Raw genomic sequence first — 18867 nt, forward strand, 5'->3', positions numbered from 1 at the left:
CTGGGCCGCCCCGGACCGTGCACCGCAGTCTACGACCGCCGCGCCCGGTCCGGGCCGCGCACACCCGATCCCCCACCGGTCGGATTGAACACCTTGCCAGGATGCTGAACATGCGTTTAGTCTGTTGAACATGAGTTCAGCCACGAGGAAGCCTCCGGACCGCGAGGAGGACCTCACCGCACGCGCGCGCATCCGCGACGCCGCCATCGACTGCTTCGGGCAGCGGGGTTTCAACGTCCCGGTCCGCGAGATCGCCGAACGCGCCGGAGTCTCGCCCGCCCTGGTCATGCACCACTTCGGCACCAAGGCCAACCTGCTCGCCGCCTGCGAGGACCACGTCACGCGCCTGATCCGCGAGGTCAAGACCGAGTCGGTCACCAGCGGCGACCAGCAGACGATCCTGCACCAGATCGCCGAGGCGGAGGAGTTCGCCCCCTACCTGGCCTTCCTCTTCCGGTGCCTCCAGGCCGGCGGGGAGCTGGCCCGCACGCTGTACGAGCGCATGGCCGCCGACGTCGAGGCCTACCTCGACGCCGGGGTCAAGGCGGGCACCGTCCGCCCGAGCAGGGACCCCAGGGCCAGGGCCCGCTGGCTCGCCGCCAACGGCGCCGGGACGTTCCTCATGTTCGTCACCCTGCGCGAACCCGGGCCCGACGTCGACTTCCGCAAGGTCATCCGCGAGTGGACGGCGGAGTTCGCGCTCCCCGCCCTGGAGGTCTACACCGAGGGGCTGCTCGCCGACCGGTCGATGCTCGACGCCTACCTCCTGTACGTGAGCGACCCGCCGGAGGAATCGTCCTGAACCCCCGGCTGCCACGTTCACGATCACCACCCACCAGGAGGGACACCCATGTCAACCCCCGCCATCGACGTGCGCGGACTCGACAAGCACTTCGGCTCCTTCAAGGCCCTCGACGGCCTCGACCTCACCGTGCGGCCCGGCCAGGTCGCCGGGTTCCTCGGTCCCAACGGCGCGGGCAAGTCCACGACCATCCGCGTCCTGCTCGGCCTCCTGCGCGCGGACGGCGGCAGCGTCCGCCTCCTCGGCGGCGACCCCTGGCGCGACGCCGTCGCCCTGCACCGCCGCCTGGCCTACGTCCCCGGCGACGTCGCCCTGTGGCCGAACCTCACCGGCGGCCAGGCCATCGACCTGCTCGGACGGCTGCACGGATCGGTCAACGCCGCCCGGAGGCGGGAGCTGCTCGGCCGCTTCGAGCTCGACCCCACCAAGAAGGCGCGCACCTACTCCAAGGGCAACCGGCAGAAGGTCGCCCTCGTCGCCGCCCTGGCCTCGGACGCCGAACTCCTCATCCTCGACGAGCCCACCTCCGGCCTCGACCCGCTCATGGAGTCCGTCTTCACCGACTGCGTGCGCGAGGCCAGCGCCCAGGGCCGCTCGGTCCTGCTGTCCAGCCACATCCTGGCCGAGGTCGAGAAGCTGTGCGACACCGTCACGATCATCCGCAGGGGCCGGACCGTCGAGTCCGGGACCCTCGACGAGATGCGCCACCTGACCCGTTCCACGGTCCGCGCCACCACCGACGGTGACGCGGGCGTCCTCGCCGGACTGCCCGGCGTGCACGACCTGTCCGTCGACGGTCGCAGCGTGACCTTCGACGTCGACAACAACCGGATGGGCCCGACACTCCAGGCCCTGACCGAGCTCGGCGTCCGCTCGCTCGTGAGCAACCCGCCCTCCCTGGAGGAGCTGTTCATGCGCCACTACGGCGACGAGCTGGCCGCCCTCAACGGCGAGGGGAAGGGTGCGGCATGAGCGCGCTCACCGGAACCGGCCACCTGATCCGGTTCATCCTGCGCCGTGACCGGGTGCGGATGACGGTCTGGACGCTCTCGCTCAGCGGGATGCTGGCCATGACCGTGCCGACCCTCGCGGAGATGTTCGCCGAGCCGGAGCAGCGGATGGCCCGCGCCGCCGTCATGGAGACGCCGACCGGCGTCGTCTTCGGCGGTCCCGGCTACGGTCTCGACGACTACGGACTCGGCGCGATGGTCGCCAACGAGATGACCATGAGCCTGCTGGTCGCGTTGGCGGTCATGAGCGTCCTGCACGTGGTCCGCCACACCCGGGCCGAGGAGGAGAGCGGGCGCGCCGAACTGCTGCGCGCCAACGTGCTCGGCTCCGGCGCCCAGATGACCGCCGCGCTCGCCACCAACGCCCTGGTCTGCGGTGTCATCGGGGCGCTGCTGACGCTGGTCATGGTGGCCAACGGCCTGACCGCGGCCGACTCGGTGGCCTTCGGCGGGGGCATCGCCCTGGCCGGGATCACCTTCGGCGCGATCACGGCCGTGTGCGCCCAGGTCTCCGAGCACGCGCGCGGCGCCAGCGGGCTGGCCTTCCTCGTCGTGGGCGTGCTGTTCACGTTCCGCGTCGTCGGCGACATCGCCGAGCGCGGCGGCAGCGCCCCGTCGTGGTTCTCGCCCTTCGCCTGGGCCCAGCAGACCCGGATGTTCGACGACCTGCGCTGGTGGCCGCTGGTGCTCTACGCGCTGGTCATCGCGGTCCTGTTCGCCGTCGCCTACTCCCTGGCGGGCCGCCGCGACCTGGGCGCGGGGCTGGTGTCGGCCCGCCCCGGACCGGCCGGGGCGAGCCCGCTGCTCAACGGGGTGCTCGCCCTGCACCTGCGTCAGCAGCGCACGTCGATCATCGCGTGGACGACGGCCGTGGCGCTGTTCGCGCTGTCCTTCGGCACGCTCATCTCCGAGATCGACGTCATGGTCGAGCAGAACCCCGAACTCCTGGGGCGGATGGGCCTGGACGCCGAGAACATGGCCAACGGGTTCCTCGGCATGCTCGTCCTGTACGTCGTGATGGCCGCGGTCGCCTTCGCCGTGCTCTCCGTCCTGCGCACGCGAGCCGAGGAGAACGCCGGGCGCGCGGAGCTCACCCTGGCCGCCGCCGTGGGCCGCATCCGCTGGATGGGGACGGCGGTCCTGGTCAGCGCCCTGGCGGCGACCCTGATGCTGCTCCTGGGCGGGCTGGCGATGGGGCTCGGCGCGGGGCTGGCCACCGAGGACGCCGACTGGATCCGCACCGTCGCCGGGGCGGCCGCCGCCCAGGTGCCGGTGGTACTGCTCTTCGTCGGGCTGACCACCCTGCTCCTGGGGATCGCGCCCCGCCTGGTCGGCCTGGTGTGGGCCTGGTACGGGTACGGACTGGTCGTGGCGGTCTTCGGGATCCTCATGGACCTGCCCGACTGGATGCTGGACGCCGGGCCGTTCCAGATCCTGTCGCAGCTCCCGGCCGAGGAGTTCGACGCGGCGCCGTTCGCCCTCGTCCTGGTGGCCGCCGCGGCCGCCACCACCGTGGGTCTGGGCGGTTTCCGCCGCCGCGACCTGGTCAGCGTCTGAGAGGTCCGCGACCGGGGTCGCCCGCCCGCGGGTGCGGTTCCGTCCGCCCCGCGGGCGGGCGACGGGTACTCCCTCAGGCAGGACCCGTGAGAGGAGGGCACCGTGTCCGGAACCGACGGCGCGCGCCCGCGGCGGAGCCCGCTTCGCCGTGCCGTCACCGCGGCGGTCGCCGCCGTCGTCGGCCTCACCCTGCTCGGAGGTCTCATGTGGGGCATGCAGCGTTGGCTCGTCTACCTGCCCATGGGAGGGACGCCGCCGCCCGCCGGCGAGGTCATCGCCGGTGCGCGGGACGTGCGCCTGCGCACCGAGGACGGGCTCGACCTGGGCGCGTGGCTGGTCCCCCCGCGCGGCGCCGACCGCGACGCGGCGGTGCTGGTGGCCAACGGCAACACCGGCAACCGGGAGACCCGGGCCCCACTGGCGCGCGCCCTGGCCGACGAGGGGTTCACCGTCCTCCTCTTCGACTACCGGGGCTACGGCGGCAACCCGGGCAGGCCCTCCGAGGAGGCTCTGGCCTCGGACGCGCGAGCCGCCTCCGACGCCCTCGCCGCCCACGGACACGCCCCGGACAGGACGGTCTACCTCGGGGAGAGCCTCGGCGCCGCCGTGCTCAGCGGGCTCGCCGTGGAGCGTCCGCCCGCCGCCCTGCTGCTGCGCTCCCCGTTCACCTCGCTCGCCGACGTCGCCGCCCACCACTTCCCGTTCCTGCCGGTCCGGGCCCTGCTGTGGGACCGCTACCCGGTGCGCGCGAGCGTGGCGGAGATCGACCGCCCCACGACCGTCGTCCTCGGTGACGGTGACCTGGTCGTCCCGCCGGAGCAGAGCCGGGCGGTGGCCGCGGCCAGTCCGCGGCTGGTCGAGGAGGTGGTGGTGGCGAACGCCGACCACAACGACCCGGCGCTCACCCACGGTCCGGAGGTGGTCGCGGCGCTGACCCGCCTGGCCGACCGGGCACTCGGCCCGCGGTGACGGAGGCCGCGACGCCCGCCGCCCGGCGTCACCCCGGCAGGAAGGACATCGCCCAGGCGGGCGCGAACACCACCACGAGGAAACGGGCGGTCCGGGTGACCCACGTGACCAGGAAGAACTGCACGACGTTCTGCCGCACCACACCCGCGAGCACCGACACCACCATGAACGGCGGCACACTCGCGAACGAGCTGAGCGCGACCAGGCCCGCGCCCCACACAGGCCGCTCCTCGGCCTTGCGCCGCCAGCGCGCCACCCGTGCCGTCCAGCGCCCGGGGGTCTCGGCCTTCCTGCGCAGCCACGGCGTGGAGATCGTGCCCCGGCCCACGTAGTAGTAGGGGATCTTGCCGAGCGCCTGCCCCAGCCCGGCGGCGACCGCCATCGCGACGAGGGCGCCGTCGTCCACCAGGGCGGCGGCGCCCACCAGGTACACCTCGATGTTGAGGACCGGGACCAGGCCGGAGACGGAGGCGACCACGAAGGCCAACAGGGTCTCGGTCACGGATCTCCCCCGGCCGCCCTAGCCCTAGCCCTCGGCCGCGGCGAGCTGCCCGCACGCGCCGTCGATCTCCTGGCCGCGTGTGTCGCGGACGGTGACCGACACCCCGTGCGACTGGAGCCGCCGGACGAACTCCCGCTCGTCCTCCGGGCGCGAGGCGGTCCACTTGGACCCCGGCGTGGGGTTGAGCGGGATGAGGTTGACGTGCACCAGGTGGCCCTTGAGCAGCTCGCCGAGCAGGTCGGCCCGCCACGCCTGGTCGTTGATGTCCTTGATCAGCGCGTACTCGATCGACACCCGGCGCCCGGTGGTCCCCGCGTACCGCCACGCGGCGTCCAGGACCTCGGCGACCTTCCACCGCGTGTTGATCGGCACCAGCTCGTCGCGCAGCTCGTCGTCGGGGGCGTGCAGGGAGATCGCCAGGCGCACCTGCATCCGCTCCGCGGTGAGCTTGTCGATGGCGGGCACCAGTCCGACCGTGGACACCGTGACGCCGCGCTGGGAGATGCCCAGCCCGTTCGGCACCGGGTCGGTGATCCGGCGGACGGTCTGGAGAACCCGCTTGTAGTTGGCCATGGGCTCGCCCATGCCCATGAAGACGATGTTGCTGATCCGCCCCGGGCCTCCGGCGACCTCGCCGCGCGCCAGGTCGCGGGCGCTGGCCACCACCTGGTCGACGATCTCGCCGGTGGACAGGTTGCGGGTGAGCCCCGCCTGGCCGGTGGCGCAGAACGGGCAGTTCATCCCGCACCCGGCCTGGGAGGAGATGCACAGGGTGACGCGGTCGGGGTAGCGCATGAGCACCGACTCGAACAGCACCCCGTCGAAGGCCTTCCACAGGGTCTTGCGCGTCATCCCGTTGTCGCAGGTGATGTGCCGGACCGGTGTGAGCAGGGTCGGCAGCAGCGCCTCCCCGAGCCTGGCCCTGGAGGCCTCGGGCAGGTCGGTCATCGCCGAGGTGTCCGACTCCAGGTGGCCGAAGTAGTGCTGGGCGAGCTGCTTGGCGCGGAAGGGCTTCTCCCCCAGATCCGCGACGACCTCGGCCCGCTCCTCGGGGCTGAGGTCGGCGAGGTGCCGCGGCGGCTGGGCGCGGCGGGGGGCGACGAAGGTGAGCTCGGCGGGCATAGGTATCCGTAAGGGGTGGCGTCGGTGGTCTGCGCCCGGCGCGGGGACGGCGCGGTTCGGGTCGTTATACGACCTATACGCTGCCGCGGTGCGGCTCCGCCTGTCAGGGCACTACCGTCGATTCTACGCACTGTGCCGAACGGACCGGGCTGGTCCGGGCCGGGACGGGAGCGACGACACGGGTGCGGCACGCGGGAGGACCGGTGACAGGGATCGATGTCCTGCTCGACGAGGTCAGTCCCTACCAGAGCCGCCGTGTCGTGGTCGAGTGCGACTCCCGCACCACCGCCGCCTACCTGCTCGACGCGCGCGGGCGCATCCGCGTCCCCGTGTGGCTGGCCAACCACGACGTCGCCCCCGTGGCCAGCGAGGAGGGCGGGCTGTTCGAGGGCCGCGCCCCGCTCATGCCCGAGGCCTGCACCAAGCACCCGCAGGGCCGACCGCGCTTCGACCCCGCGCGGCTGCGCGCCGTGTGGTTCGAGGAGGGGGACGGGGTCGCCCTGATCGACGAGGAGGGGCTGCTCGCGGTCATCCCCGGCTGGGCCGAGGCCGACAGCGGGCTCCCCGGCTACGCGCGCGAGGCGGTCGGGCGCAGCGCCTTCGCCTGGGATCTGGACTCGGTGCGCGACCAGCTGTGGCCGAGGGTCGTGCACGCCGAGGCCTACTGGGACTGGCGGCGGGCCGCGGGCGCGTGGCGGAGCGTGCAGCGCGCGGTGCTCAGCCACCTCAACCGCCGGGTGGGCGAGCCCGGCCACTACTGGGACGTGTCCGACGGCCACCCGCCGCTGCTGCGGCTGTCCGAACGGCCGCCCACCGCCGCGCGCCCGTTCACGGTGCTGTCCACCGTGGGGATGTGCGGCCAGCGGATGCCGACGCTGGACCGGTACATGGCCGACACCTCCCATCACGCGCGGGTGGAGCTGGCGCTGGCCACGACGCTGCCCGCGCACCGGGCCGCCCGGATCTTCCGGTGGATCGGTGCGTTCCCCTGGCGCGCCGTGACGTGGTTCGGCACGGGGCACACGGTCAAGTGGCTGGACAACCCCGAGGACCGGGCGATGCGCGGCGACGCCGGGGCGGTGCTGCTGCTGGAGAACCCGTCCGCGCTGGTGACGCGCCCCGACCACCGACCGCCGGACACCGCGGGCCTGTCCTTCCAGGGCGATCCGGTGCGGTGGCTGTGGATCGTGCCGATCACCCGGCCCGAGCACCTGTTCGCCAAGGAGCACGACAGCGCCACGCTCGTGGAGAAGCTGGCCGCCGAGGGGCGCAGCTGGGTGCTGGGGGCGCGGCCCGTCGCCTCCTGACCTCCCCCTCGTCCGCCGAGCGGGAAATCCGGTGGACTCCGCGCCCCGCGCCCTGGCATCGTGCCCCGGTCGGCGTGGTCGGGGCGGGGACGGTGGGGCATGGCGCGGGCGGACGAGGCGAGCGATCCGGGCACCGGTGTCCTCCGCCCCCTCCGGCATCCGGCGTTCCGGGCCCTGGCGCTCGGCCGCTCGCTGATGTACCTGGGCAACGGCATGGCCTCCGTCGCGGTGGCCTTCGCCGTGCTGGACGCGACCGGCTCCCTGGTCAACGTCGGGCTGGTGGTGGGCGCGCGGTCGTTGGCCAACGTGTGCCTGCTGCTCCTGGGCGGCGTGATCGCGGACCGGCTGCCCCGCTCACTCGTCCTGCGCGGCGGGTGCGCACTGGCGGCGGCCTCCCAGTCGGCGCTCGCCGCGGCCCTGCTCACCGGGTCCGCCTCCCTCCCGCTGATGGTCGGGCTGAGTCTGGTCAACGGAGCCGCGGCCGCCGCCAACCTGCCCGCCGCTGCCGCCCTGACCCCGCAGACCGTCCCGGCCGCGTTGCTGCGTCCGGCCAACGCCGTGCTGCGGGTCGCCGTGCACGCGGGCATGTTCGCCGGGGCGGGCCTGGGCGGCGTGGTCGTGGGGGTGGCGGGCTCCGGGTGGGCGATCGCGGCGGACGCGGCGCTGTTCGCGCTGGCCGGGGTCGCCTTCACCTTCCTGCGGGTGCCGCGCGGGCCGCGACGGGACGGCACCGGGAACGCCGGTGTCCTGCGCGACCTCCTGGAGGGGTGGAGCGAGTTCACCGCGCGGCGCTGGGTGTGGATCGTGGTGGCGCAGTTCATGGTGGTCAACGCCTCGTGGACCGCGACGACGTCCGTCCTGGGTCCGGCGATCGCCGACGCGTCCTTCGGCCGGACGGGGTGGGGCCTGCTGATGGCGGCCAACGCGGTGGGGCTCCTGGCGGGCGGCGTGCTCGCGGCGCGGTGGCAGCCCCGGCGGGCGCTGGCGTTCGGTGTCGCGCTGATCCTGGTGCAGACGGCGCCGCTGTTCGCGCTGGCCGTCCCCGCCCCGTTCGTCCTCCTGCTGGTCGCGATGGTCGTGGCGGGGATCGCGGTGGAGCAGTTCGGCGTGGCCTGGGAGGTGTCGGTCCAGGAGAACGTGCCCCCGGAGCGGCTGTCGCGGGTGTACTCCTACGACGCGCTGGGGTCGTTCGTGGCCATGCCCGTGGGCCAGGTGGCGGCGGGGCCGTTGGCGGCGTACACCGGTCCCGGTCCGGCGGTCGCGCTGATGGCGGGCCTCACCGTCGCCGCGACGCTGGCGGCGCTCTCGTCCCGCGACGTGCGGACCCTGCGCCGCCGCTGACCGGCGCCCCGGGCCGCGGCGCGGTCAGCTCGCGATCCCCCTGCGGCCCCGGGCCTGGTCGAGCAGCCGGTGGAACCTGGCCATGTCCTCGTCGCTGAACCGCTCGACGAAGCTCCGCAGCGTCGCCCCCGGGTCCGGCCCGGCGTTGAGCACCTCGTCCATGACGCGCGCGGTGTACTCGGCGTGCGACTCGCGCGGCCAGTACACCCAGGCGCGGCCCGACTTCTCCCGGTCCAACAGGCCCTTGTGGAAGAGGATGTTGGCGACGGTCATCACGGTCGTGTAGGCGATCTCCCGGTCGTAGACCATGGTCTCGCGGACACGGCGCACGGACAGCGGTTCCTCGGCCCGCCACAGCGCGTCCATGATGGCCGCCTCGAGTTCCCCGAGCCCCCTCACGGTGCCCACCCCCTGCTGTGTGTCCCCAGTTCGTACCGAGATCGTAGACACGGCGACGGCTCTCGCGTGGGAAAACGCCGGAGAGCGCACAGATCCGCACACTCGTGGCGGGGATCACCGGCGTTTCGCGGCCTCCGGCGGCGCGGTGGGCGCGGAAGGAACGGCGGGCCGCCTCCGGACCGTGGTGCGGCCGGGGGTCCGCACCCGCGTTCCCGGCTCGGGACGGGAGCCGTGTGACGCGCCACATCCGGCATGGCCGGACTCGGTCATCGCGGCCGTGCGCCAAAACCCCTACAAACCAGCACAATCAAGACACATTCGCGACACTCCGCAAAGACGCCGCCACGCAGAGACAACGGAGCTGTGAAAGATTGTTAGCTATCTCCTAGTTTCAACAACGCTCGCGTTCCCCGCTTGGAGGGCGGTACAAGTAGCCTGGGACCAGGACGAGTGCTGGCCAGGTCAGATACTCCCCGGACCGCGGGGATGATCCCACGTGTTCATTGAGCCCGCCTTGCCAGCAGCCACCCGTCTCCATACACATTCACTAGCGAGCTGCGGAAGTGGGCGATCTCCGCCGTGTCGTCTGAGGCGTCTCAACCCCTGACAGATTTCGGCCCCAACGAGTGGTTGGTCGAGGAGCTTTATCAGAAGTACCTGACCGACCCCAACTCCGTTGACAAGGCCTGGTGGAACTTCTTCGCGGACTACAAGCCCGCGGATTCCGGCGCGAAGGGCGGAGGAGCCGCCAAGCCCGCGAAGGCCCAGCAGAGCAAGGCCCCCGCGGCCCCCGCGCCGAAGAAGTCACCCCAGGCCGCCGAACCCAAGAGCGACGATGCGCTCCAGGTCAAGCAGGAGCGTCTGCGCGGTGCTCCCGCGCGGACCGCGACCAACATGGAGTCGAGTCTGGCGCTGCCGACCGCGACCAGCGTGCGCGCGGTCCCGGTCAAGCTCCTGTTCGACAACCGCATCGTCATCAACAACCATCTCCGCCGCGGGCGCGGTGGGAAGGTCTCCTTCACCCACCTCATCGGCTTCGCCATGGTCAAGGCGCTCAGGTCGATGCCGGAGATGAACCACTCCTACGTCGAGGTCGACGGCAAGCCCGGTGTGGCCAAGCCCGAGCACGTCAACTTCGGTCTGGCGATCGACCTCCAGAAGCCGGACGGCTCCCGCCAGCTGGTCGTGCCCTCCATCAAGGGCGCCGACGAGATGGACTTCACCGAGTTCTGGAGCGGCTACGAGGACCTGGTCCGTAAGGCCCGCAACAACAAGCTGGGCGTAACGGACTTCCAGGGCACCACGATCAGCCTGACCAACCCCGGCGGCATCGGCACCGTGCACTCCGTGCCGCGTCTGATGCCCGGCCAGGGCACCATCCTCGGCGTGGGCGCCATGGAGTACCCGGCCGAGTTCCAGGGCGCCTCCCAGGACACCCTGAGCGAGCTGGGCATCAGCAAGGTCATGACGCTGACGTCCACCTACGACCACCGCATCATCCAGGGCGCGCAGTCCGGTGAGTTCCTCCGCCGGATCCACCAGCTGCTGCTGGGCGAGGACGGTTTCTACGACGAGATCTTCCGCTCCCTGCACATCCCCTACGAGCCGGTCCGCTGGGTCCAGGACATCCACGTCAACCCGGCCACCCAGCTCGACAAGACCACCCGGGTCCAGGAGCTGATCCACGCCTACCGCGTGCGCGGCCACCTGATGGCGGCCACCAACCCGCTCGACCACGACGTGCGGCGCCACCCCGACCTGGACGTCCTCCAGCACGGGCTGACCCTGTGGGACCTGGACCGCTCGTTCCCCACCGGGGGCTTCGGCGGCAAGCAGGTCATGAAGCTCCGCGACGTGCTGGGCGTGCTGCGCGACACCTACTGCCGCACGGTGGGTATCGAGTACATGCACATCCAGAGCCCGGAGGAGCGGGAGTGGATCCAGGCGCACGTCGAGCGCGAACACGAGAAGCTCGACCGCGACGAGCAGCTGCACATCCTGCACCGGCTCAACAGCGCCGAGGCGTTCGAGACCTTCCTGCAGACCAAGTACGTGGGCCAGAAGCGCTTCTCCCTGGAGGGCGGCGAGTCCCTGATCCCGCTGCTGGACGGGGTGATCTCCAAGGCCGCCCGGGCCGAGCTGGACGAGGTCGTCATCGGCATGGCCCACCGCGGCCGCCTCAACGTGCTCGCCAACATCTGCGGCAAGTCCTACGGGCAGATCTTCGGTGAGTTCGAGGGCAACCTGGACCCGCGCAGCGCGCACGGTTCGGGTGACGTCAAGTACCACCTGGGCACCGATGGCTTCTTCGAGACCCGCGACGGCGACAGGATCCGCATCTCGCTGGCCGCCAACCCGTCCCACCTGGAGACGGTCGACCCGGTCGCCGAGGGCATCGTCCGCGCCAAGCAGGACCTCCTCAACAAGGGCCCGCACGGCTTCACGGTGCTGCCGATCCTCATCCACGGCGACGCGGCATTCGCCGGCCAGGGCGTGGTCGCCGAGACCCTGAACCTGTCCCAGCTGCGCGGCTACCGCACCGGCGGCACGGTGCACATCATCGTGAACAACCAGGTGGGCTTCACCACCTCGCCGTCGGACAGCCGTTCCAGCGTGTACGCCACCGACGTCGCGCGGATGGTGCAGGCGCCGATCTTCCACGTCAACGGGGACGACCCCGAGGCCGTGGTCCGGGTCGCCCGCCTGGCCTTCGCCTACCGGCAGGCGTTCAACAAGGACGTCGTCATCGACATGGTCTGCTACCGGCGCCGCGGGCACAACGAGGGCGACAACCCCGCGTTCACCCAGCCGCTGATGTACGACGTCATCGACGCCAAGCGCTCCACCCGCAAGCTGTACACCGAGGCCCTCATCGGCCGCGGCGACATCACGGTGGAGGAGGCCGAGTCGGCCCTGCGCGACTACCAGAGCGAGCTGGAGCGCGCCTTCACCGAGACCCGCGAGGTCGAGCGGCGGCCGATCGAGCCCGGCTCCGTGGTCAAGCCCGAGGTGTTCACCGAGGGCCGTCTGGACCACTCGGCGGTCGAGACCCGGATCAGCACCGAGACCGTCAAGCGGGTCATGGACACCCAGGTCAACCTGCCCGAGGACTTCACGCCGCACCCGCGGCTGGCGCCGCAGATCGCCCGCCGCGCGCAGGCGGTCGAGTCCGACGCGGTCGACTGGGCCACCGGCGAGCTGCTGGCCTTCGGGTCGCTGCTGCTGGACGACCACACCGTGCGCCTCGTCGGCCAGGACAGCCGCCGCGGCACCTTCGGCCAGCGGCACGCCACGCTGATGGACCGCGACACCGGTGAGTCGTACACGCCGCTCAAGCAGTTCGACTCCGGCACCACCCGCTTCCACGTGCACGACTCGCTGCTGAGCGAGTACGCGGCGCTGGGCTTCGAGTACGGCTACTCGCTGACCCGCCCGGACGCTCTGGTGATGTGGGAGGCGCAGTTCGGTGACTTCGTCAACGGCGCGCAGACCGTCATCGACGAGTACATCAGCGCGGGTGAGCAGAAGTGGGGCCAGCGCTCCAGCGTGACCCTGCTGCTGCCGCACGGCTACGAGGGCCAGGGGCCGGACCACTCGTCCGCCCGCATCGAGCGGTTCCTCCAGCAGTGCGCGCAGGAGAACATGACGGTCGCCATGCCGACCACCCCGGCGAGCTACTTCCACCTGCTGCGCTGGCAGGCGAAGTCGGAGCTGGAGCGTCCGCTGGTGGTCTTCACGCCGAAGTCGCTGCTGCGGCTGAAGGCCGCCACGTCGGCCGCCGACGACTTCACGTCGGGCCACTTCCGGCCGCTGATCGGGGACGACTCCATCGCCCCCGAGAAGGTCCGCCGCGTGGTGCTGTGCTCGGGCAAGATCTACTACGACCTGGACGCGGCCCGGCGCAAGAGCGGCGACAAGCACACCGCGATCATCCGCGCGGAGCGGCTCTACCCGCTGCCGACCGAGGAGATCCGGGAGCAGCTCAAGGCCTACCCGAACGCGGGCGAGGTCCTGTGGGTCCAGGAGGAGCCCGCGAACATGGGCCCGTGGCCGTTCGTGGCGCTGGTCTTCTCCGAGCAGCTCGACCGTCCGTTCACCCGGATCTCGCGCCCGGCCTCCTCGGCCCCGGCGGCGGGTTCGGCCAAGCGGCACGAGGCCGAGCAGCGCGCCCTGGTGGACACGGTGTTCCCGCCGGCCGACTAGTGCGAGGGGCGTACCGGGTTCTGCAGGAGGAGCCGAGCCGCGAGCGAGGAACGAGCGACCGGCGAAGGCGACGACGAAGAATCCGGTTCTCAGCGCCCCGAGCCCCGCGCCGAGCTTGCGAGGCCGGAAAGGAGCGGACGAGGCGACGTGTACTACACCGATCGCGGAATCGAGGAGTTGGAGAACCGCCGCGGCGACGAGGAGGTCAGCTTCGCCTGGCTCGCCGAGCAGCTGAGGACGTTCACCGACGTCAACCCCGAGTTCGAGACGCCGGTCGACCGCCTGGCCACCTGGCTGGCCCGGTTGGACGACGAGGACGACGAGTAGGTCCGTGACGAACGCGGAAGGGCCCGGGTCATCGCGACCCGGGCCCTTCCGCGTGTCCGGCCTACCGGGTGTCGGTCACCCGCAGCCAGTCACGGCTGGACCGCAGGCTCACCAGCAGGAGGTAGAAGCCCGGGACGATCAGGCCGACCACGAGGCCGACGTTCCAGGAGACCACCGCGGTCACCCAGCCGTCCACGAGCGGATCGGTGGCGGTCAGCACCGTGACGTCGACCAGCACCAGGACCGCGTCGAGGGCCAGGGCGGTGAGGACGGCGCCGCGCGCGGACCCGCCGCCCCGGCCGAGTCGCGCCGCGGCGCGGACGTAGAGGAAGGCCAGCGGAAGGAAGCCCACCACCCAGAGCCAGAGCCGGGGAACGGGCATGCCCCATTCGGCGTACCATTCCGCGTTCATCTGGGGGGAGCTGTCCAGGCTCAGGAGCAGGAGGACCGCGATCAGGACCGTCAGCAGGGTGACGGTCGCGTGCAGGGCGCACAGCACGCGCAGGAACCTCAGGGCGAGGGGCATGCGGTCGGCCCGCACCGGCGGCGCGAGGGGCGGCTGCCCCGGCGGCCGCGGCGGCGCCGGAATCTGGAAGGGCTCCTGCCCGAGGGGGACCGGGTCCGGGTCCGGGGGATGCTGCATTCTTCGATGGCTCCAGGGAGGGAACGTCGTCCGCGCGGGCCGGGCGCCGCGCAACCCTCCGAGTAAACCGCCCAAAAGTGACAGAACGGACACCAGACGATCTCGGGGTCAGCCCCGACGTTCCCCTGAACCTCCCCCGATCTCCGCGACATATCTTGAGTTCCCCCCACTCGCGACATATCGTGATGACATCGAGCGAGCGAAAGGGTGCACGATGGCACGTTGGACCATCGACAAGCCGATGACCCACACACTCGACGGCATCGTCGCGTTGAAGGTCAGGATCATCGGCGGTCACGTCAACATCCTCCCGACCGACGACCCGGTCACCTTCGAGGTCACCGACATCGTCGGCGAACCCGTCCTGGTGACCCAGGAGGCCGGGATCCTCACCATCCACTACGAGGACCTCACCAGCCAGGGTCTCCTCGACCGCCTCCGTCCCATCCAGCTCAACAGCTACAAGAGCATGGGCAGCCGCAAGGCCACCGTGAACCTGCGCATCCCGAAGGACTGCCCGGTGGAGGTCAACACGGTCAGCGCGCCCGTCGTGGCCGCCGGACTGGGGGCCCGCACGAGCATCCGGACCGCGTCCGGCGAGATCACCCTCGACGACGCCTCCGGCGCGACCGACATCACCACCGCCAACAGCCAGGCCTCGGTCCGCAACCCGTCCGGGTCCCTGACCTTCAACAGCGTCAGCGGCCAGCTCGCCGTCGCGGGCGGACGCCTGTCGGACTTCAGCGCCAAGACCGCGTCCGGACAGATCCTCGCGGACACCGACCTGTCCCCCTCCGGACGGGTCCGGCTCAACTCCGTGTCCGGTGAGATCGCCCTGCGCGTGCCCGCCGAGACCTCCGCGAACGTCGAGATGCGGTCCGTCACCGGCGCCCTGGACACCGACTTCTCCCTGGATCGACGCAGTGCCCCGGCGCGCAACGTGCTCAGCGGCAAGATCGGCCCCGGCGTCGACCCGGCCGCCATCACCACCAACACCGTGTCGGCCCGCACCGCGCTGCTGCGCCGCGCGCCCGCCACGCCCGCCGCGATCCCCGAGGGGGTCTGAATGAGCACCATCTTCGGCCACGGCAGACTCCGGCTCTACCTGCTCAAACTGCTGGACGAGAGCCCGCGCCACGGCTACGAGATCATCAGCCTCCTGCGTGACCGCTTCCTGGGCGTGTACTCGCCCTCCCCGGGCACGATCTACCCGCGCCTGGCCCGTCTGGAGGAGGAGGGGCTGGTCACGCACACCGAGGAGGGCGGCCGCAAGGTCTACCGCCTCACCGACAAGGGACGCCAGGAGCTGCGGGACCGCAGCGGTGACCTGGACGACCTGGAACGGGAGATCACCGACTCGGTCCGCGACGTCGCCCGCGCGGTCAAGCAGGACGTGCGCGCGACCATCAGCTCCCTGCGCGAGGAGCTGAAGTACGCTGCCGGGGACGCGCGCCGCCCGTCCCCGGAGACCGCCGGTGCCGGAACGCCCCAGGCGGAGCGCGAGGAAGCCGAGGAACGCGAGGCGCCGAAGGACGGGCGCGAGCCCGCGGGGGCGACCGCCGAGGAGCCCAGGGCGGACGAGGAGCGGAGCGAGGACGAGGACCAGCGGGAACGCGGTCGCGAGGGCGGCCCGTGGGCCCGCGAGTGGGAGCGCTTCGCCCAGGGGTTCAGCGGCGCGTTCGGCGCGGCCTGGGGCCGCGGTTCGGACCGCTCGCACACCCCGGAGTTCGACCAGGCCCTGCGCGAGTTCTCCGAGCGGGTCCGCGACGTCGTCCGGGAGGCCGGCCACGTCGGCGAGGCGGCCGCCACCGACCTGCGGCGCATCCTCGACGACACGGTCGAGGTGATCCGCCGCGACATGCGCCGGTGGGGCCCGCAGTGCGACCGCCCCGAGGGCGAGGAGCACGAGAAGGAGGCCGAGGACACCGGCGCGCCCGAGGGACCGGCGGCCGAGGAGCCCCGTCCCGAGAAGCCCGCCGAGGAGGAGCCGGAGGCCCGGCCGATGCCGCCCGTCGACGGCGGGACCGCCGCCGACCCCTGGGGCACCGCGGTCAGCGAGCAGGACGGCCCCGAGACCGACGCGGGCGAGGACGGCCGGAAGCCGGGCAAGGACGAGTAGGAACCCCGAGCACGCACGTGGGGCCCGGAGACGCCGCGGGGGCGTGCGCTCCGGGCCCCACCCGTCGTGCGGGTCGGCCCTACTTCCGGGCGACGCCGTCCTCGCGCGCCTGCGCGGCGACGGCGGCCGCGACGGCGGGGGCCACCCGCTCGTCGAAGGGGCCGGGGATGATGTAGTCGGCGGACAGGTCGTCGCCGACCAGCTCGGCCAGCGCGGTGGCGGCGGCCTGCTTCATGTTCTCGGTGACGTCGCTGGCGCCCGCGTCGAACGCGCCCCGGAACACGCCGGGGAAGGCCAGGACGTTGTTGATCTGGTTCGGGAAGTCACTGCGCCCGGTGGCGACGACGCTCGCGTACTTGCGCGCGACGTCCGGGTGGACCTCCGGGTTCGGGTTGGCCATCGCGAAGACGATGGCGTTCTCGGCCATCGTGGCCACGACCGACTCGGGCACCTCACCGGCGGAGAGGCCGATGAAGACGTCGGCGCCCTCCAGGGCGCTCTCGATCGAGCCCTGGAGTCCCGCCTTGTTGGTGAGGGCGGCCAGCTCCTGCTTGACCGGGGTCAGGCCGTCGCGGCCCTCGTAGATCATGCCCTTGGAGTCGGCCACCGCGATGTCGCCGATGCCGCCGTCCAGGAGCATCTTGGTGACCGCGACCCCGGCCGCTCCGGCGCCGGAGACCACCACGCGCAGGTCGCCGAGGGTCCGGCCGGTCAGGCGGGCGGCGTTGCGGAGCGCGGCGACGGCCACGATGGCGGTGCCGTGCTGGTCGTCGTGGAAGACCGGGATGTCCAGGCGCTCACGCAGCTTGCGCTCGATCTCGAAGCAGCGCGGCGCGGAGATGTCCTCCAGGTTGATGCCGCCGAAGGACGGGGCCATGCGCACGACGGTCTCGACGATCTCGTCGACGTCGGTGCAGGCCAGCGCGATCGGCACGGAGTCGACACCGCTGAACTGCTTGAACAGCAGCGACTTGCCCTCCATGACCGGCAGGGACGCCTCGGGGCCGATGTTGCCGAGCCCCAGGACGGCGGTGCCGTCGGTGACGACGGCGACCAGGTTGCTCTTCCAGGTGTAGGTCTCGACGAGTTCCGGGGTCTCGGCGATGGCGTCGCACACGCGGGCGACGCCGGGCGTGTAGGCGAGGGACAGGCTCGCCTGGTCGTTGACGTCGACGGAGGAGGTCACGTGGAGCTTGCCGCCGCGGTGCAGGGCGAAGGCGGGATCCTGATCCAGACGTTCGGGCGTCTCGTGGGTATGCGCATCAGTGGACAACTTCTCAAACCCCTCAGGTTTCGCGTGTACGCCCGACGTCGGCCATGACGAGGGCGGACTTGGTAGCGGCGGGGGCCGCGCGCGAAGACGTGTGAGTGCTAGGGGAGCCTCCTCGGCTCCGGTCCCGTCGGACCGGAGGTGCGTTCCGGGGAGGGTCGTTCTTCGCCGGACTCCTATGCGAGTACTGCGCGGCCGCCTCTCACGGGGTTCACCCGTTACGCAATCCTCTCACAACGGTGACCGGAGGAACATCGCGGGTGGCCACCATTGACGGAACCTCAGTACCCCCTTTTTGTACAGAATGTCGTGGATGTTGCCTGGGAACTGGCGATCGGGCCCCCTTCCCGGACCCTGGCCAGGCACGACGTGCGCTCGAAGGAGACCCCATCATGGCCACGCACACGCCCGAGTACGCACGCCGCACCGCGTTCGGCGCCCTCTCCCTCGCCGGGATCCTGGTCCTGTCCGCCTGCAGCGGCGGCAGCGGTGACGGAGACACCGACACGGGCGCCGACGACGCGGCCACCACGGTGACCATCGGTGTCGAGGCCGCCTACCCCCCCGGTGAGTTCCTGGAGGACGACGGCGAGACCGTCCGGGGCTTCAACGTCGACCTCGTCGACGCCGCCCTGGCCGAGATGGGCATGGAGGCCGACTGGGTCCCCACCACGTTCGACTCCATCATCATCGGCGTCCAGAGCGGTGAGTACGGCCTCGGTTCCTCCTCCTTCACCGTGACCGAGGAGCGCATGGGGGCCGTCAACATGGTCAGCTACTTCTCCTCCGGCACCCAGTGGTTCGCCCAGGCGGGCAACCCGGAGGACGTCGACCCGGAGAACCCCTGCGGTATGCGGATCGCCGTGCAGTCCAACACCGTCCACGACGAGGACATCGAGGCCCGCAGCCAGGCGTGCGTCGACGCGGGCGAGGAACCCGTCACCATCGAGAAGTTCCAGAGCCAGCCGCAGGCCACCGAGACGGTCGTCTCCGGCCTCAACGACGCCTCGCTCGCCGACATGCCCACCTCGGCCTACGCCCTGGAGCAGACCGGCGACGGCGTCCTGGAGTTCATCGGCGAGCAGTACGACGCCGCCCCCTACGGCATCGTCGTGCACCAGGACGACACGGAGTTCGCCGACGACCTCGCGGCGGCCTTCAACACCCTCATGGAGAACGGGACCTACGACGAGATCCTCGCGGAGTGGGGCATCGAGGCCGGTGCGATCGAGACCGCCGAGGTCAACCCGTCCCTCTAGGGCACGGCCCAACCCCGGCAACCGCACCAGACCGCTC

General features: G+C 71.7%; 16 protein-coding genes. 11 read left to right on the plus strand and 5 right to left on the minus strand.

What is annotated here, in order from left to right; all coding sequences use genetic code 11:
- Positions 1-130 precede the first annotated feature (130 nt).
- The 4 genes from AB0I72_RS18480 (at position 131) to AB0I72_RS18495 (ending at position 4338) form a co-directional block, all read left to right on the plus strand.
- Positions 131-802, plus strand: coding sequence for a TetR family transcriptional regulator (locus AB0I72_RS18480; RefSeq protein WP_358569815.1), 672 nt, complete (start codon positions 131-133; stop codon positions 800-802).
- Positions 803-850: 48 nt separating this feature from the next.
- Complete coding sequence (locus AB0I72_RS18485) at positions 851-1774, plus strand: ABC transporter ATP-binding protein (protein ID WP_358569818.1); 924 nt, start codon at positions 851-853, stop codon at positions 1772-1774.
- Positions 1771-3369, plus strand: a complete 1599-nt coding sequence (locus tag AB0I72_RS18490) for an anibiotic ABC transporter efflux pump (RefSeq protein WP_358569820.1) — start codon at positions 1771-1773, stop codon at positions 3367-3369. The genes AB0I72_RS18485 and AB0I72_RS18490 overlap by 4 nt, the downstream gene beginning before the upstream one ends.
- Positions 3370-3471: 102 nt before the next feature.
- Positions 3472-4338 (plus strand): alpha/beta fold hydrolase, encoded by an 867-nt coding sequence (locus AB0I72_RS18495; protein WP_358569823.1) that lies wholly within the window; start codon positions 3472-3474, stop codon positions 4336-4338.
- A gap of 28 nt (positions 4339-4366) precedes the next feature.
- Here the strand turns inward: AB0I72_RS18495 and AB0I72_RS18500 are convergent, their stop codons facing one another.
- Entirely contained in the window at positions 4367-4840 is a 474-nt protein-coding gene (locus AB0I72_RS18500) for a hypothetical protein (protein ID WP_358569825.1), read from the minus strand.
- 24 nt (positions 4841-4864) lie between these two features.
- Positions 4865-5962, minus strand: a complete 1098-nt coding sequence (gene rlmN, locus AB0I72_RS18505; RefSeq protein ID WP_358569828.1) for a 23S rRNA (adenine(2503)-C(2))-methyltransferase RlmN — start codon at positions 5960-5962, stop codon at positions 4865-4867.
- Between the two features lie 203 nt (positions 5963-6165).
- On the opposite strand from rlmN, the gene AB0I72_RS18510 reads away from it, so the two are divergent.
- Positions 6166-7269 (plus strand): suppressor of fused domain protein, encoded by a 1104-nt coding sequence (locus AB0I72_RS18510; RefSeq protein WP_358569831.1) that lies wholly within the window; start codon positions 6166-6168, stop codon positions 7267-7269.
- 99 nt (positions 7270-7368) lie between these two features.
- Complete coding sequence (locus AB0I72_RS18515; protein WP_358569834.1) at positions 7369-8610, plus strand: MFS transporter; 1242 nt, start codon at positions 7369-7371, stop codon at positions 8608-8610.
- 24 nt (positions 8611-8634) lie between these two features.
- Here AB0I72_RS18515 and AB0I72_RS18520 read toward each other — a convergent pair whose 3' ends face one another.
- Positions 8635-9009: a BlaI/MecI/CopY family transcriptional regulator gene (locus AB0I72_RS18520; RefSeq protein WP_358569978.1), complete on the minus strand. Its 375-nt coding sequence runs from the start codon at positions 9007-9009 to the stop codon at positions 8635-8637.
- Between the two features lie 579 nt (positions 9010-9588).
- Here AB0I72_RS18520 and AB0I72_RS18525 point away from each other — a divergent pair.
- A complete protein-coding gene (locus AB0I72_RS18525; protein WP_358569836.1) occupies positions 9589-13212 on the plus strand; it encodes a multifunctional oxoglutarate decarboxylase/oxoglutarate dehydrogenase thiamine pyrophosphate-binding subunit/dihydrolipoyllysine-residue succinyltransferase subunit in 3624 nt (1207 codons plus the stop codon).
- Between the two features lie 147 nt (positions 13213-13359).
- A complete protein-coding gene (locus AB0I72_RS18530) occupies positions 13360-13539 on the plus strand; it encodes a DUF6104 family protein (RefSeq protein WP_075926191.1) in 180 nt (59 codons plus the stop codon).
- Positions 13540-13600: 61 nt separating this feature from the next.
- On the opposite strand, the gene AB0I72_RS18535 is transcribed toward AB0I72_RS18530, so the two are convergent.
- Complete coding sequence (locus tag AB0I72_RS18535; RefSeq protein ID WP_358569839.1) at positions 13601-14182, minus strand: hypothetical protein; 582 nt, start codon at positions 14180-14182, stop codon at positions 13601-13603.
- A 214-nt stretch (positions 14183-14396) separates the two neighbouring features.
- Between AB0I72_RS18535 and AB0I72_RS18540 the strand changes: the two genes are divergently transcribed.
- Positions 14397-15248 carry a DUF4097 family beta strand repeat-containing protein gene (locus tag AB0I72_RS18540; protein ID WP_358569842.1) on the plus strand — a complete coding sequence of 284 codons (852 nt, stop codon included), beginning with the start codon at positions 14397-14399 and terminating at the stop codon, positions 15246-15248.
- On the plus strand, positions 15249-16301 hold the full coding sequence (locus AB0I72_RS18545; RefSeq protein ID WP_358569845.1) for a PadR family transcriptional regulator: 1053 nt from the start codon (positions 15249-15251) through the stop codon (positions 16299-16301).
- A gap of 79 nt (positions 16302-16380) precedes the next feature.
- Here AB0I72_RS18545 and AB0I72_RS18550 read toward each other — a convergent pair whose 3' ends face one another.
- Positions 16381-17574: a malic enzyme-like NAD(P)-binding protein gene (locus AB0I72_RS18550; RefSeq protein WP_358569848.1), complete on the minus strand. Its 1194-nt coding sequence runs from the start codon at positions 17572-17574 to the stop codon at positions 16381-16383.
- A 389-nt stretch (positions 17575-17963) separates the two neighbouring features.
- Between AB0I72_RS18550 and AB0I72_RS18555 the strand changes: the two genes are divergently transcribed.
- A complete protein-coding gene (locus AB0I72_RS18555) occupies positions 17964-18830 on the plus strand; it encodes an ABC transporter substrate-binding protein (protein WP_358569851.1) in 867 nt (288 codons plus the stop codon).
- The last annotated feature ends 37 nt before the right edge of the window (positions 18831-18867 follow it).

It is taken from the genome of Nocardiopsis sp. NPDC049922 (assembly GCF_040660275.1).
Taxonomy (GTDB): domain Bacteria; phylum Actinomycetota; class Actinomycetes; order Streptosporangiales; family Streptosporangiaceae; genus Nocardiopsis.